11 protein-coding genes and 1 pseudogene are annotated in these 14,386 nt (G+C 42.1%); 3 read left to right on the top strand and 9 right to left on the bottom strand.

Annotated elements, in window-relative coordinates:
• Nucleotides 1-58: 58 nt before the first annotated feature.
• The 4 genes and pseudogenes from LIZ66_RS05470 to LIZ66_RS05455 form a co-directional block, all read right to left on the bottom strand.
• A pseudogene (locus LIZ66_RS05470) lies at nucleotides 59-1,240 on the bottom strand (endonuclease Q family protein); the annotation flags it as partial.
• A gap of 135 nt (nucleotides 1,241-1,375) precedes the next feature.
• Nucleotides 1,376-2,374 carry a glycoside hydrolase family 5 protein gene (locus LIZ66_RS05465; RefSeq protein WP_118578801.1) on the bottom strand — a complete coding sequence of 333 codons (999 nt, stop codon included), beginning with the start codon at nucleotides 2,372-2,374 and terminating at the stop codon, nucleotides 1,376-1,378.
• Nucleotides 2,374-2,940 (bottom strand): M48 family metallopeptidase, encoded by a 567-nt coding sequence (locus tag LIZ66_RS05460; protein WP_226836608.1) that lies wholly within the window; start codon nucleotides 2,938-2,940, stop codon nucleotides 2,374-2,376. Before LIZ66_RS05460 ends, LIZ66_RS05465 begins: the two co-directional genes overlap by 1 nt.
• A complete protein-coding gene (locus tag LIZ66_RS05455) occupies nucleotides 2,934-3,713 on the bottom strand; it encodes an HD domain-containing protein (RefSeq protein ID WP_306797063.1) in 780 nt (259 codons plus the stop codon). Before LIZ66_RS05455 ends, LIZ66_RS05460 begins: the two co-directional genes overlap by 7 nt.
• Before the next feature lie 578 nt (nucleotides 3,714-4,291).
• Here LIZ66_RS05455 and LIZ66_RS05450 point away from each other — a divergent pair.
• The 3 genes from LIZ66_RS05450 to LIZ66_RS05440 all read left to right on the top strand — a co-directional run bounded on the left by LIZ66_RS05450 (nucleotide 4,292) and on the right by LIZ66_RS05440 (nucleotide 8,476).
• The gene (locus LIZ66_RS05450) at nucleotides 4,292-5,188 is read left to right on the top strand and encodes an AraC family transcriptional regulator (protein ID WP_227200604.1); all 897 of its coding nucleotides are present in this window, start codon (nucleotides 4,292-4,294) and stop codon (nucleotides 5,186-5,188) included.
• Nucleotides 5,189-5,329: 141 nt separating this feature from the next.
• Nucleotides 5,330-7,588 (top strand): glycogen/starch/alpha-glucan phosphorylase, encoded by a 2,259-nt coding sequence (locus LIZ66_RS05445; RefSeq protein WP_227200602.1) that lies wholly within the window; start codon nucleotides 5,330-5,332, stop codon nucleotides 7,586-7,588.
• 249 nt (nucleotides 7,589-7,837) lie between these two features.
• On the top strand, nucleotides 7,838-8,476 hold the full coding sequence (locus LIZ66_RS05440) for an endonuclease III domain-containing protein (protein WP_187566123.1): 639 nt from the start codon (nucleotides 7,838-7,840) through the stop codon (nucleotides 8,474-8,476).
• Nucleotides 8,477-8,573: 97 nt separating this feature from the next.
• Here LIZ66_RS05440 and LIZ66_RS05435 read toward each other — a convergent pair whose 3' ends face one another.
• From LIZ66_RS05435 to LIZ66_RS05415, 5 genes are all read right to left on the bottom strand, one after another.
• Nucleotides 8,574-9,344: an ABC transporter permease gene (locus LIZ66_RS05435; RefSeq protein ID WP_148462177.1), complete on the bottom strand. Its 771-nt coding sequence runs from the start codon at nucleotides 9,342-9,344 to the stop codon at nucleotides 8,574-8,576.
• Nucleotides 9,319-10,356: an ABC transporter substrate-binding protein gene (locus LIZ66_RS05430; protein ID WP_148462176.1), complete on the bottom strand. Its 1,038-nt coding sequence runs from the start codon at nucleotides 10,354-10,356 to the stop codon at nucleotides 9,319-9,321. Before LIZ66_RS05430 ends, LIZ66_RS05435 begins: the two co-directional genes overlap by 26 nt.
• Nucleotides 10,357-10,704: 348 nt before the next feature.
• The gene (locus tag LIZ66_RS05425) at nucleotides 10,705-11,142 is read right to left on the bottom strand and encodes a MarR family winged helix-turn-helix transcriptional regulator (protein ID WP_330382748.1); all 438 of its coding nucleotides are present in this window, start codon (nucleotides 11,140-11,142) and stop codon (nucleotides 10,705-10,707) included.
• A gap of 99 nt (nucleotides 11,143-11,241) precedes the next feature.
• Nucleotides 11,242-13,002 carry an acetyl-CoA carboxylase carboxyltransferase subunit alpha gene (locus LIZ66_RS05420; protein ID WP_227200600.1) on the bottom strand — a complete coding sequence of 587 codons (1,761 nt, stop codon included), beginning with the start codon at nucleotides 13,000-13,002 and terminating at the stop codon, nucleotides 11,242-11,244.
• Nucleotides 12,992-14,356: an acetyl-CoA carboxylase biotin carboxylase subunit gene (locus LIZ66_RS05415; protein ID WP_148462174.1), complete on the bottom strand. Its 1,365-nt coding sequence runs from the start codon at nucleotides 14,354-14,356 to the stop codon at nucleotides 12,992-12,994. The genes LIZ66_RS05420 and LIZ66_RS05415 overlap by 11 nt, the downstream gene beginning before the upstream one ends.
• Nucleotides 14,357-14,386: the final 30 nt, after the last annotated feature.

Below are 14,386 nucleotides of genomic sequence, written 5' to 3'. Positions count from 1 at the left end.
TTCACCGTTCCTTATACCACATTCATCTATATTTTTTCAAAAAACAGCCTTTTCCTCAAAACAGACAGATTTTCCCATACTCGCCGTCAAATCCAGGTTTACAGATTACTTCTCTGTTTCTAAGTTTCCGAATGCCTGAAGCAATCATGTGACTACTTTCTTTCTCAATATCCGCAATGGGAATTTCCCTTAAAATATCAAATTCATTTCCCAGTTTCTGAAGCATCTTTTCATATTCACCAGTGACTGTTTTGGTGGTTACAGCCTTTCCAACACAGGCAGAAATCACCTCAGGAAGAGGTACAATGCTCTCAAAAGGTCTGGCATTTTTTCTCACAAACCCATTTTCTCTATCAGCCAGATCCATAATTCTGTGATTCACTCCCATAGTCAGTTTTTTCCCGCATACAGGACATATTCCATGATACTTTTCTGCTTCTTCCGGGCTCAGACAGATGTGACATTTTCTGTGTCCGTCATAGTGATATTTGCCCTCTTCCGGGAAAAATTCCAGTGTTCCAAGAAGACCTTTTCCATATTGTACAGCACCATAAAGTCCCTGATAGGACAATTCAATGTCCAGTAAGTTAGCCTCTCTTCCAAGCTTTGATGGAGAATGTGCATCTGAGTTTGAGATCAGCTGAAGTCCATCAAGTGCAGATAAACGCCAGTTCATAGGTGGATCTGAAGATAATCCCGTCTCCACAGCATGAACATATGAAGTAAGATCTTCAAAACATTCTTCCATGGTATCAAACCCTGAGGCGGCACCAAAAAGTCCGAAGTGGGGAGTCCAGATATGTGCTGGAACCAACATTCCATCGGCACAGTTTTCCAGTAAAATTTCCAGAAGATCGTGACAATCAAGTCCCAGTATTGGCCTTCCATCTGAGTGAATATTTCCAATCTTTTCCAGTCTCCCAGCTATTTTATCTGCTTCTTCAAAGCCGGATAAAAGAAGTACATTATGCACCTTGCGGCACTTTCCATTCTTCTTATAGATAGAACTGATCTCCCCTGTAATTACGAAACGGGGAGCTCCCCCAGGAAGCATTTTCGCCTCTTCCAGCACATATTCATCTCTTAACCGATACAGTCCACTTTCTGCCGGAACCAGCTTTTCTTTCAGTTCCTCCCGCCAGGCAGGATGGGTAAAATCACCGGTTCCCACTAAAGAAATTCCTTTTTTTCTTGCCCACAGATCCAGATATTCCGGGGTTCCAAGCTTGCTTGTTGCCATGGAATATCTGGAATGAATGTGAAGATCTGCGATTATTTCCACTTAATTAACTCCATTTCCGTCATTTATATTTTGATTTGCAACTGCTCAAAATTCTCAAAACTATAGAAAAAAACACTTTCCAATGTGTTCTTTTTATTTCTTTTTATACCAGTTTGTAATCCATTTTCCTGCTGCTGTCAGATTCTTTGAGGACCATTTTCCTGTATTACTGCAGCCGGATTTTATAAATGCAGAGCTTTCTGCCTTATTTGACAGGCTCCATGCCATATAGCTGATATTGTTTTTATCCAGGAAAGTCAGCCACTTTTTTGCTTCAGCTTTATCAAGTCCACCATTTCCAGAAGCATCACAGATACTAAACTCGGATACAAATAACGGCAGTCCTTTATCAAGGGCAGCCTGTGCTTTATCTCTCAGCCATTCCTTATGTGTTGCTGCGTAAAAGTGCAGGGTGTACATTACGTTTTTCCTGTATTTCTTACTAACCGGGGAAAGCGCAGCCTGATCTACATCCTGTGACCAGTTGGGCGTTCCTACCAGAATCACAGCTTTTTTGTCATAGGTGCGGATACCTTTTATAATCTTTTCAGCGTATTTTTTTATTGTACTCCAGGATGTTCCTCCATTTGGCTCATTACAGATTTCGTAGATCACATTGGTATTATTTTTGTATTTTTTTGCCATTTTTTTGAAAAACTTCAAAGCTTCTTTCTGATTTTGCTGAGGGTTTCCATCACTTAAAATATGCCAGTCAATAATCACATACATACCTGCATTTGTGGCATATTTTACACCGTTATCAATACACGCTTCCAGCTTACGCCGATTGGATGCATCCCCGGTACAATAGCCGTTATATTCAGCAGTATACATGGCAAGACGCACTGCATTTACCTTCCAGTTTTTCTTCATAAAAGTAAATGCACTTTGATTTACATACTCTGGATACCAGGACAGACCATGGGTGCTGATACCTCTAAGCTGTACTTTTTTCCCACTGCTGTTTACAAGCTGTGTGCCTTTTACCTGTAATCTGGGAAGCTTGGACGCAGCCGCTACCGGTACACAGAATGCACATAAAAATACGATTGCAATAAGCAAACCGAACCATTTTTTTCCTTTTTTTCTCATTAAAAACCCTCCTCCATTAATCTCCAGCCGTTGTCTTTTAGCCACTTTTGTCTTTCCCGGTAATCTGGAAGGATCTTCTCAACTTCTTTCCAGAATGCCTGGGAATGATTCATTTCCCTACGGTGGCAAAGCTCATGGACCACCACATAATCCAGCACCTCAGGAGGTGCCAGAATTAACAGCCAGTTAAAATTCAGTTTTCCATTTGCGGCACAGCTTCCCCATCTTGTTTTCTGTTGACGCAGGGTAATTTTCCCATAGCTTACCCCTAACTTTTCTGCATAATATGCCACTCGCCTTGGAATTACCACGCAGGCTTTATTCTGCAGATGCTGTCTTTCCAGGGCAGACAGCTTTTGTACGTTCTCCTTCTGTGCATCTCTTTTCTGGATTTTTTCCAGATTTTTCAGGATCCATTCTTGTTTTTCTTCCACAAATTTCTGAATTTTTGCTTCGGAAAGACGGAGAGGCGCGCGTACAACAACACTGCCATCAGCCTTAATTTCCAGGCTCATGGTTTTGCGGCTGCTGCGGATGATCTGGTAAGAAATCTGAGAGCTCAGCATAGGATTTTCTCCATGTAAGCGTTCATCTGCTGCTCCAGTATTTCCATCTTTTCTCTGGTGTCTTTATCCTTATATTCCAACCGCTTTATAATCCTGGAAATATAATTCTTTTCTTTCATGATCTGCCATGTTTCCTTAAAATTCAGGTCATAATACTGCGCTGCATAGGACACCCAGTAATCTACGGACGTAATCCGGTCAGGAGATGAAACTGCCTCTTTTCTCAGGCAGGATTCCCATACCTTTGGAGATATTTTGCCCTCTCCGGCATGCTCCTGAGGGACACCGATCATAGCCTCCACAGAATCCACCAGCTTCACTCTGCAATTGTCCAGCTTGTCTGCATCGCGGATCATTTTTGCGTGGAAAAGAGTTCTTTCGTCCTGAATTCCTTCCAGCCTGAAATCACTGTGTCTGGCAATTGCCACGCGAATGAGCTCATCATAGCTTCGGTCTTCTATGAATCTGCTGATCATCGGATTTTCTCCCTCAAATAACAGTTGTACACCGAATGCAGCGTGATCCATAGTGTCCGGTGAAAAGCTGTTATAAAGACGAAGCTGTTGGAATCTTCCAATATCGTGAAGCAGGGCAATAAGCTCCGCAAGCTGTTGGTCTTCCTCATTCAAATGCATTCTGTGACCAATTTCACGAGCACTTTTTACCACCCCATATGTGTGAATGATTTTTAATTTTATCTTTTCATCTTCTCTGTCATATCCATTTAAATAATCCTCGAAAACGCCTCTTGCATGTTTAAAATCTATCTTCAAAATGCCTTCCTTTCCGCTGTATCTTTTGCACATCCAGAGCGAATATTAAGTAACCGCTTTTGTCAATGTGCAGATACTGAACAGCAGCTCTTTTAATCCTTATTATAAACCACCTGGTTTTCTTTTCCAATAAAAGCGTCAGATTTTCGAAAATTTCTACAGACTTGCGAAGGTTTGACGCATAACGTATAATACAAGACAATGATAACATATATTAATGATACCAGTGCCAAAAGGTCAAAAGCTGTTCGTGCTTGCACGATAAGGCTTTTGAACTTGGGACACGCCAAATATGAGAAAGTAGCGATTTACGCAGTAAATCAGCGGATTTCGAATATTTGGAGGATTGCGGGAGCAGCGTAGCTGCGTAGCAATCCGGGTATCAAATGAGTGTCAAAAGACCTTTTGACACTCATATCATATTAATTATAAGCAAACAAATTTCGCTATTGTTTACATTTCGTTACGGTTCACTGGTAACGTTCCGCGAGGCGTTTTTGTGAACAAAGTTCATAGATAACACAATTCTGCATGCTTCGTGAAGCTTGTGGATAATACTCATTTTCAGGGAGGATGCCATGGCAGATAAAATACCTGATATTTCACCAAACGTAGACGAAACCATGAAGGAGCTTGAAACCCATGGTTCTTTTGAGCTGCCAGTAGAAACTTATACAGATAATTGTGAGATTTTCCGCTCCTTATACAACCACTGGCATAAAGAAATGGAGATCATCTGTATTGACAAGGGAAACGGGCTTGCAAGGCTTAACCGGGAAACACTGCGTCTGAAAGAGGGAGATCTTCTCATTGTCAACAGCGGTGTTCTGCATGGAATCAAGTCAGATTCCAGACATATTTTATATTACAGAAGCGTGGTGTTTGACCTTAGCTTTCTGGCGGGTCCTGCAGGGGATCTCTGTCAGGAAAAAGTAATCTCCCTGCTTATGGAGAACCGGGCAGAATTCACCCATCTGATCACTCCTGCCAATGAAAATTATAATAATATTTTCCATCTTTTCCGCGAGATCCATAAATGCCACAAGGAAAAACCGCCCTTCTATTATATGAAGCTGAAAGGACTTTTCTATGGGCTTTTTTATGAAATGCTGGCAGGAAATTACATCATTACTACAGATGCCGAACAGAACAGGAATCTTTTATCTGTAAAAAAGGTCCTGGACTATATCAGTGCCCATTACCGTGAGCCTCTGTCTGTAAAGGAACTGTCCGGTCTTTCCAATTACAGTGAATTCTATTTTATGAAGCTGTTCAAACAGTATACCGGAAAAACAGCAGCAGCCTACCTGAATGACTACAGACTTGAAAAGGCAAAGTCCCTGCTTTTGCATACAGATGCATCTGTGACGGACATTGCTCTAGATGTAGGTTTTAACAATACCAGTTATTTTATAAAAAAATTTCAGGAAGCCAATCAGCTGTCCCCTCACAAATTCCGCAAAAAAATGTCATAACAGAACAGTTTTGTTGTATTTTTCTAAGAGATGCATATGCTAATATAACACCATCGAACAAAGGTGATGTCCACGGCATCAGGCATACCGGTGGATTTCAGACGAGCATCATTCACACGCTCTCGAAAGGAGAAAATAATTATGAAAGCTTTAGAAACTATGATCCAGAACATGTTCCACAAAGACTGCGCAGCATGTACCGACCAGGAAGTATACGAAGCACTTCTCACCTATACAAAAGAGCAGTTAGCTGCAAAAGGCTATCACGATGGTAAGAAAAAAATTTACTATATTTCTGCCGAATTTCTCATTGGTAAACTTCTTTCCAACAATCTGATCAATCTTGGAATCTACGATGAGGTTGCAGAATTTCTGAAAAAAAATGGCAAATCTCTTGCAGAAATTGAGTCCGTTGAGCCAGAACCATCTCTTGGAAATGGTGGTCTTGGACGTCTGGCTGCATGTTTTCTGGATTCTATTGCAACACTTGGACTTCCTGGAGAAGGTATTGGTCTGAATTACCATCTCGGACTTTTCAAACAGGTTTTTGAAGACAATCTTCAGCATGAAGTACCGAATCCATGGATCACTCCTGATTCCTGGCTGACTGCTACAGACGTAACTTATATGGTTCCTTTCAGAGGTTTTTCCCTGAAATCTACAATGTATAGTATTGACGTTGCAGGCTATGAAAACAAAGCAATCCACCTTAACCTTTTTGACATTGATCTGGCAGATGAGTCCATGGTTCATGATGGAATTACCTTTAACAAAAAGGATATTCTCCACAATCTGACACTGTTCCTGTATCCGGATGACAGTGATGAAGATGGACGTAAGCTTCGTGTTTACCAGCAGTATTTCATGGTCAGCAATGCCGCTCAGCTGATTCTGGATGAGGCAGTTTCCAAGGGAAGCAACCTTCATGATCTGGCTGATTATGCTGTCGTTCAGATCAACGACACTCACCCAAGTATGATCATTCCTGAGTTCATCCGCCTTCTTGGTGAGCGTGGAATTGACTTTGATGAAGCTGCTGAAATCGTTTCCCATGTATGTGCATATACCAATCATACAATTCTGGCTGAGGCACTTGAAAAATGGCCAATCCATTATCTGGAAGACATTGTTCCACAGCTGGTTCCGATCATCCGCAAGCTGGATGAAAAAGTAAAAGCCAAATATCCGGCTGAAAATCTTGCTATTATTGACAGCAATAATCTGGTTCATATGGCACATATGGACATTCATTATGGCTTCTCAATCAATGGTGTTGCAGCCCTTCATACAGAGATTCTGAAGAACTCCGAGCTGCATCAGTTTTATGAAATTTATCCTGAAAAATTCAATAATAAGACCAATGGTATTACTTTCCGCCGCTGGTTAATGTATTGCAACCAGCCACTGACCAAGTTTATTTCTTCACTTATTGGAGAGGGTTATAAGAAAGATGCCGATGAACTGAAAAAGCTTCTGGCTTACAAAGATGACCAGAAGGTTCTGGATCAGCTGCTTGAGATCAAGACAAATGCAAAGAAGATCTGCAAGGATTTTGTTCTGGAAAATACTGGCATCGAGATTGATGAAAACAGTGTTTTTGATATCCAGATCAAGAGACTTCATGAGTATAAACGTCAGCAGTTAAATGCTCTTTATATTATTTATAAGTATCTGGAAATCAAAGACGGAAAGAAACCGGAAAGACCGATTACTTTCATCTTTGGTGCAAAAGCAGCTCCTGCTTATTACATTGCAAAAGATATCATTCATCTGCTTCTGACTCTGGAAACCCTGATTCAGAATGATCCGGACGTAGCACCTTATATGAAGCTTGTTATGGTGGAAAACTACAATGTAAGTGCTGCTGAAAAACTGATCCCTGCCTGCGATATTTCCGAGCAGATTTCCCTGGCTTCCAAGGAGGCAAGCGGTACCGGAAACATGAAGTTTATGCTGAATGGTGCTATTACTCTTGGTACTATGGACGGAGCAAATGTTGAGATCAGCGATCTGGTTGGCAAGGATAATATTTATATCTTTGGTGAGTCCAGTGATGAAATTATCAAGCATTATGAGAAGATGGATTACAATTCCAGAGCAATTTATGAGGGAGATGCTGATATTAAAAAGTATGTAGATTTTATTGTCAGCGAGCCGATGCTGAAGCTTGGTAAAGAGGAACATCTGAGAAACTTCTATAACGAGCTTTTGAATAAAGACTGGTTTATGACTTTGCTGGATCTCAAAGATTATATTAAAGTTAAAGATCAGGTATTTGCGGATTATGAAGACCGCAACAGCTGGGCAAAGAAAATGCTCGTAAATATGGGAGAAGCCGGATTCTTCTCTTCTGACAGAACCATTGAGCAGTATAATAAAGATATCTGGCATTTAAACTAAAAAAGTCCATCCCGTGGCAGTATATATAGCTGTCGCGGGATTTTTTTATAACAATATTCACATTTTCACTCTGAAGTACTACTTTTTTTGTTACTGTCTGCAGAGTCAACAGTGATTTTTTTCCCATTACTGGTCACTCCGTGACCAGTAACTTTTTCTTAAGTTCATACAAAATAGCGCAGCATAAACTTGCAAAATCGAGGATTTCCAATTACAATGAATACATCATTCATGAAAGGATTTTACAAAATGACAAAGGAAGAACTCGCTCTTGAAGTGATAGATCGATTAAAGAAAGAATACCCCCTGGCAGATTGCACTCTTGATTACGATGAAGCCTGGAAACTGTTGGTTAGCGTACGGCTGGCAGCACAGTGTACAGATGCCAGAGTCAATGTTGTAGTGCAGGATCTGTATGCCAGATATCCGGACGTAGCCGCACTTGCAGCAGCTACCCCTGAAGAAATTGAAGCGATTGTAAAGCCTTGCGGACTGGGAAAAAGTAAAGCCAGAGACATCAGCGCATGCATGAAAATCCTGCATGAAAAATACCATGACAATGTTCCATGTGACTTTGACGCTCTTCTCGCCCTCCCTGGTGTAGGACGCAAAAGTGCCAATCTGATCATGGGCGATGTATTCGGTAAACCAGCTATTGTCACTGATACACACTGCATTCGTCTCACCAACCGGATTGGCCTTGTGGATGGAATCAAGGATCCTAAGAAAGTTGAAATGGCACTGTGGAAAATCATTCCGCCGGAAGAGGGAAATGACTTCTGTCACCGCCTGGTAAACCACGGACGGGAAGTCTGTACTGCCAGAACCAGGCCTTATTGCGACAGATGCTGTCTCGCTGATATCTGCGCAAAAAACGGAGTAGACTAAAGCAAAGGCTTTCTGCAGGATATGCAGGTTTTAAAGCTCCCTATAAAAAGGAAGCATTTTCGCCCGGATATTTTCTCGAAAATGCTTCCTTTTACGGTTATTCTCCCACACTTCTTCTCAACGCAAACATAAAAATCTTCTCAAATCCCACACTCACTGCAATAATGACAATTGTCCATGCAAACAGGTCTGGTGTCTCCAGATACACCTTGGCTTTGTATAATTTTTCACCGATGGAACCAGCAGGAATGCCGATTACTTCAGCCGCAATTCCCGCTTTCCAACAGAGACCAAGTCCCAGTTTACAGGCAGTAACTGCATATGGCATAACCTGGGAAAGATAGATAAATTGTAATTTTTTTCCCACTCCCGCTCCAAAGGAATCTGCCATCTCCAGAAGCTGTTTGTCCGTCTGCCTGATTCCTTCCAGAATATTTGTATATACCACTGGAAAAACCATGAGAAACGAAATAAAAACGGATAAGTTTCTGGATGGGATCCAAATCAGGCACAGAATGATAAAAGAAGCAACTGGCGTAGCTTTTATCACCATGATCAATGGCTCCATCAGCACTTCCACAGCAAAAAAAGCAGAAGAAAGCGCCGCCAGAACCGTTCCCAGGATCAAAGCCAGAGAAAATCCCAGTATAATCCTTACGAAACTGAACACCACAGATTTCCAGAAATCTCCCATTACAATCAATTCGGTAAGTCTCTTTATAACAGAAACAGGAGATGCCAGAAGGATCTCCTGTTTCAGCCACATACTGGTCAGCTGCCATACCATAATCCATACAGCAGCTGCCACAATTTTATAAAATATCCGATATTTTTTTGCCTTATCAGCGTTTATAATAGAAGTCCTCATCTGGTAACTGACCTCCGATTGTTTCCGGATTCTGCTCATTTAGTGTGTTCAGATAGCCGGAAAGAATGGTCTGCATTTCGTCGCCCTCCATGAATACAATACTGCATTCCGGAATGGCTTTTGCTGCAACTTCTGCCGGAATAATATCATGGTTTCCAATGATCTGGGCAGCTGCTTCTGTATCAGAATTTACAAATTCTACAGAGTCCTTATATGCATCCATAAACGCATCAATATCTGCTTCATGCTCTTTCAGATAATCATTTCTGGCAATTACAACACCTGTTACCAGCCTGCTTCCATCTGTTGCAGAAGACTCCCAAAGCTCATTCAGGTCAAGGGCCACACGAAGGTTCTCATTCTTCATAAGTGCAGTGGTTACAAAAGGCTGTGGAAGAAGTCCAACTGCTGTCTGGTCTTCTGCAAGCGCTGCTACAACCTCTGCATGCTCAGACTTGTACTCAATGGTCACATCCTTCTCCGGATCCAGTCCATTAGACTTCAGAACAGAGTTTAACGCATACTCCGGAGTCGCACCTTTACCACTGGCATAGATCGTTTTTCCCTTTAAATCATCTACAGACTGGATGGAATCACCATTCTCCACCAGATAAAGAACACCAAGAGTATTTACTGCCAGAACGCTGACGTTTTTATCTGTTTTCTGATATAAAACGGAGGCTAAATTGGATGGAACAGCTGCTACATCTACCTGTCCCTGAACGATCATTGGGACAATTTCATCTGGAGATGCAGCAAGGGAAAACTCGTAATTCTCATCGTCCAGAAGCTGTGCCATTCCCATTGCAGTAGGACCCTTCAGTGCCCCAATTTTCATTACAGAACTGTCTGAATCCGTCTCATCAGCCGGCTCTTCTGATGTCTCATCTGCCGCTTCCGTTTCTTCCTTCTGTTCTTCTGCCAATACAATATTTGCGCTTCCAATACCTCCAGCCATTGTTCCAACACCAAGTGCAGCGGCCATAAACCATGATAATGCTCTTCTCTTCATAGAATGTCCTTTCCGGATCTTTACCTGATCCCATCAGTTCGTAATAGGTTACTGTTCACTGGTAACATTCCGCGAGGTGTTTTTTGTGAACAAAGTTCACAGAAAACCCGAGAGTTGCGGCGCGAAATCATGCAAAGCATGATTTCTGTGCATCGCGAAGCGTGTTACTGTGAACGGAGTGAACAGTAACCGTAATAGAAACTATACTGCTACAGCAGTCAGATATTTGTCTCTTGGATTTATAGTCAAACTATATGCGTCATAATCATTATCCAGATCAAAACATGGAATTCAGGAAAAAGAGAAATTCAGTTTCGTCACAGTCAAAATAATCCGGTTCTACCCATATCATGCTTTATACTGCCTGAAGAAAAGGGTCAGACTGTCCAGGGCCTTGGCAAGGACAAGCGCTTCCTTCTCGTCCAGTACATCAAGCACTGCATCTGTCATTTTGCGGTGAAATTCCGCATGGTGATGATATGCCTTTCTTCCTTTCAGGGTGAGATGGATAAATACCACACGGCGATCCTGCTCACTTCGCTCCCTTGTGGCGTATCCCTTTTTTACAAGGCTGTTCATGGAAGTAGTCAGGGAACCTACGGTGATATTCAGTTTGGCCGCAATGTCGGACATTTTGTTCCCACCAAGGCCTACAGCTTCAATAATATGCATATCATTATTCGTGATATCCTTATATTCTTCCGTAATGATTGCCTGCTCTTCCAGCTCCATAATCTCGTTAAACAGATGTACCAGTACATCATTAATAACTTCCCTGTTCTCCACTCTTTTCTCTCCTATAATGTGACAACATTATTTTCTATAAAACATTCAAGCAAATATTTACGGTAAGTATATCACAATTTGATATGTTTTTCTACAATTTTACAAATTTCGAAAACGCTTATAGCGCTTATTCAGTAATTTTTCCGGATCAAGCAACTGATAAGTTTCCAGGAATTCTTCTATTCTGTTTTTCAACTCTTCCATGGTATCTGCCATATTTTCTCTGGTAAGAGGCTGATTCTCAGGGATTACCTGCTCAATAATTCCAAGGTCCTTCAGATCTACGGCTGTCAGCTTCATTACTTCTGCGGCTTCCTTTGCCCGTGTGCTGTCTTTCCACAAAATAGATGCAAAGCCTTCTGGGGAAAGAATTGAATAAATGGAATTCTCCATCATCCAGACCTGATCACCTGCGGCAAGAGCAAGGGCCCCACCGCTGCCACCTTCTCCAATTACAATAGAAAGCACCGGAACTTTAAGGCTGGAGAGCTCATACAGATTTCGGGCAATTGCCTCTCCCTGGCCCCGTTCTTCCGCCTCCAGTCCACAAAACGCCCCGGGTGTATCCACAAGGCAGATCACTGGTCTGTGGAATTTTTCTGCCTGCTTCATAAGACGCAGGGATTTTCGGTAGCCTTCCGGAGAAACCATGCCAAAATTATGGGCAATATTCTCTTTTGTACCATTTCCTTTTTCCTGGGCGATCACAGTTACAGGCTTTCCTGCAAGGTATGCAATACCGCCAATCAGAGCCGGATCATCGCCAAAAAGTCTATCTCCATGAAGCTCTATAAAGTAATCAAACAGCCAGGGAAGATAATCTTTTCCTGTTGGGCGTTCTTTGCTTCGTGCAAGAGAAACATGCTCCCAGGCAGATTTTTTTGCTGTGATTTTCGTCGTAAAATCCACATTTAATTTGTTGTTTACAGACATGCCGTCAGCTGAATCAGATTTTTTTTCTGAAATCTTCTCTGCATTTTCCTGTCCTTCCAGACTTTCCGCACAATCATTTTTACAATGCATTTTCAAGAGTCTGGCCAGTGTTTCTTTCATGTTCTTTCGTTCTGCAATCTGATCAATAAATCCATGTTCCAACAGAAATTCTGAACTCTGAAATCCTTTAGGAAGCTTCTGCCGGATCGTTTGTTCTATCACTCTGGGACCTGCAAAACCAATTAATGCACCTGGTTCTGCCAGGATAATATCTCCCAACATGGCAAAGCTTGCTGTCACACCACCGGTAGTTGGATTCGTAAGGACACTGATATAAAGAAGCCCGGAATCGCTGTGTCTTTTTAAAGCTGCGGAAGTCTTTGCCATCTGCATCAGGGATACAATTCCTTCCTGCATTCTGGCACCTCCTGAGCAGGCAAAAAGCACTACAGGCAGACGTTCCTGTGTTGCCCTTTCTACTGCTCTGGCAATTTTTTCTCCCACATTTTCTCCCATACTAGCCATGAGAAAACGGCTGTCACACACTCCAAGCACTACAGATATTCCGCCTATTTTTGCCTTTCCTGTGACAATTGCTTCGTCCAGGTTTGTCTTTTCCTGAAGCTTTTTTACCTTCTCTTCGTACCCTTTATAGGACAAAGGATTACTTATTGACATTACCTTATCCCACTCTTCAAAGGTTCCTTCATCTGCCAGCATTTCGATTCTTCTCCTTGCATGAACACGGAAATAATTACCGCAATGCGGACAGATATAGGCATTCTTTTTCACCTCATCTACAAATACAGCGGCCTTGCAGGCATTGCATTTCTTCAGCATACCATCCGGCACTTCTGGTTTCAGTTCTTTATCTGCACCTGCAGATTTGTTTGCAATTGTACGTTTAAAGGCATATCTAAGCTTCATTTACCTTCACTCCTCCGATCTGATGACTCTCCAGAAAGCCGATATCAAATACACCTTTCTGATAGTCCGGATCGTTCATAATTTCAAACTGATAGTCTACATTTGTATCAACACCCTGAATGATCATTTCTCCCAGAGCGCTTTTCATTTTTGCAATTGCTTCCTCACGGTTATTGCCGTGTACGATCAGCTTTGCAAGCATGGAATCATAATACGGTGGAATCTGATAACCATTGTAAATTCCTGTATCTACCCGGATTCCTTGGCCTCCGGGAAGATGAAGATCCGTGATTGTTCCAGGTGACGGGCGAAAATTTTTCCATGGATTTTCGGCATTAATACGACATTCTATAGCATGTCCCTGAATATGAATATCTTCCTGGGAAAAAGGCAGAGCTTCCCCGGAAGCAATCCTTAACTGCTCCTTAACCAGATCCAGACCGGTAACCCATTCTGTCACAGGATGCTCAACCTGAATACGGGTATTCATCTCCATAAAATAAAATTTCCCTGTCTTTTCAAGGAGAAATTCAATAGTTCCGGCATTTACATAATGTGCTGCTTTCGCCGCTTTTACTGCTGCAATTCCCATCTCTTTCCGCAGCTCTTCTGACACTGCCATAGAAGGAGATTCTTCAATCATTTTCTGATGATTTCGCTGAATCGAACAGTCCCTTTCTCCAAGGTGTACTACATTTCCATGACTGTCTGCAAGGATCTGAAATTCAATATGTCTGGGATGTTCCACAAAATGCTCGATATACATGGTTCCATCTCCAAATGCGATCTGAGATTCCTTCTGGGCTGTAAGAAATGCCAGTTCAAAGTCCTCCGGAGAGAAGGCAGTTCTCATACCTTTTCCACCGCCTCCAAGAGCTGCTTTTATGATGACCGGATAGCCAATCTGACTGGCCTCTCTTGCTCCTGTTTCCACATCCAGAATAGCTTTTGTAGTGCCGGGGATTACTGGAACTCCTGCTGCTTCCATGGTATTTCTGGCAATCTGTTTGTTTCCCAGATTCTGGATTACCTGTGATGGAGGTCCCACAAAAGTGATGCCGCACTGCTCACAAATCTGGGCAAATCTGGCATTTTCAGATAAGAAGCCAAATCCAGGATGTATTGCATCTGCACCGGATACTATGGCGGCACTGATAATACTTTCCATATTCAGATAACTTTTAACAGAAGGTCCCGGTCCAATACAGATGGCTTCGTCTGCAAGCTGCGTATGCAGGCTTTCTTTGTCTGCCTCAGAATACACTGCAACTGCTTCTATTCCCATTTCCCGACAGGCGCGGATGATCCTTACGGCAATTTCTCCGCGATTGGCAATTAATAACTTTCTGATCATAATTTCACCCTTCCGAGTATCGTTATATAT

This window comes from Blautia faecis (genome assembly GCF_020554845.1).
In the GTDB taxonomy this organism is placed as follows: Bacteria; Bacillota; Clostridia; order Lachnospirales; family Lachnospiraceae; genus Blautia_A; species Blautia_A faecis.
This window is presented reverse-complemented; position numbering and strand designations above follow the sequence as displayed.

Excerpts from the sequence above, each read along its gene's own strand:
- LIZ66_RS05465 (WP_118578801.1), bottom strand. The coding sequence starts at position 2,374 with ATGAGAAAAAAAGGAAAAAAATGGTTCGGTTTGCTTATTGCAATCGTA.
- LIZ66_RS05460 (WP_226836608.1), bottom strand. The coding sequence starts at position 2,940 with ATGCTGAGCTCTCAGATTTCTTACCAGATCATCCGCAGCAGCCGCAAA.
- LIZ66_RS05450 (WP_227200604.1), top strand. The coding sequence starts at position 4,292 with ATGGCAGATAAAATACCTGATATTTCACCAAACGTAGACGAAACCATG.
- LIZ66_RS05445 (WP_227200602.1), top strand. The coding sequence starts at position 5,330 with ATGAAAGCTTTAGAAACTATGATCCAGAACATGTTCCACAAAGACTGC.
- LIZ66_RS05440 (WP_187566123.1), top strand. The coding sequence starts at position 7,838 with ATGACAAAGGAAGAACTCGCTCTTGAAGTGATAGATCGATTAAAGAAA.
- LIZ66_RS05435 (WP_148462177.1), bottom strand. The coding sequence starts at position 9,344 with ATGAGGACTTCTATTATAAACGCTGATAAGGCAAAAAAATATCGGATA.
- LIZ66_RS05430 (WP_148462176.1), bottom strand. The coding sequence starts at position 10,356 with ATGAAGAGAAGAGCATTATCATGGTTTATGGCCGCTGCACTTGGTGTT.
- LIZ66_RS05420 (WP_227200600.1), bottom strand. The coding sequence starts at position 13,002 with ATGAAGCTTAGATATGCCTTTAAACGTACAATTGCAAACAAATCTGCA.
- LIZ66_RS05415 (WP_148462174.1), bottom strand. The coding sequence starts at position 14,356 with ATGATCAGAAAGTTATTAATTGCCAATCGCGGAGAAATTGCCGTAAGG.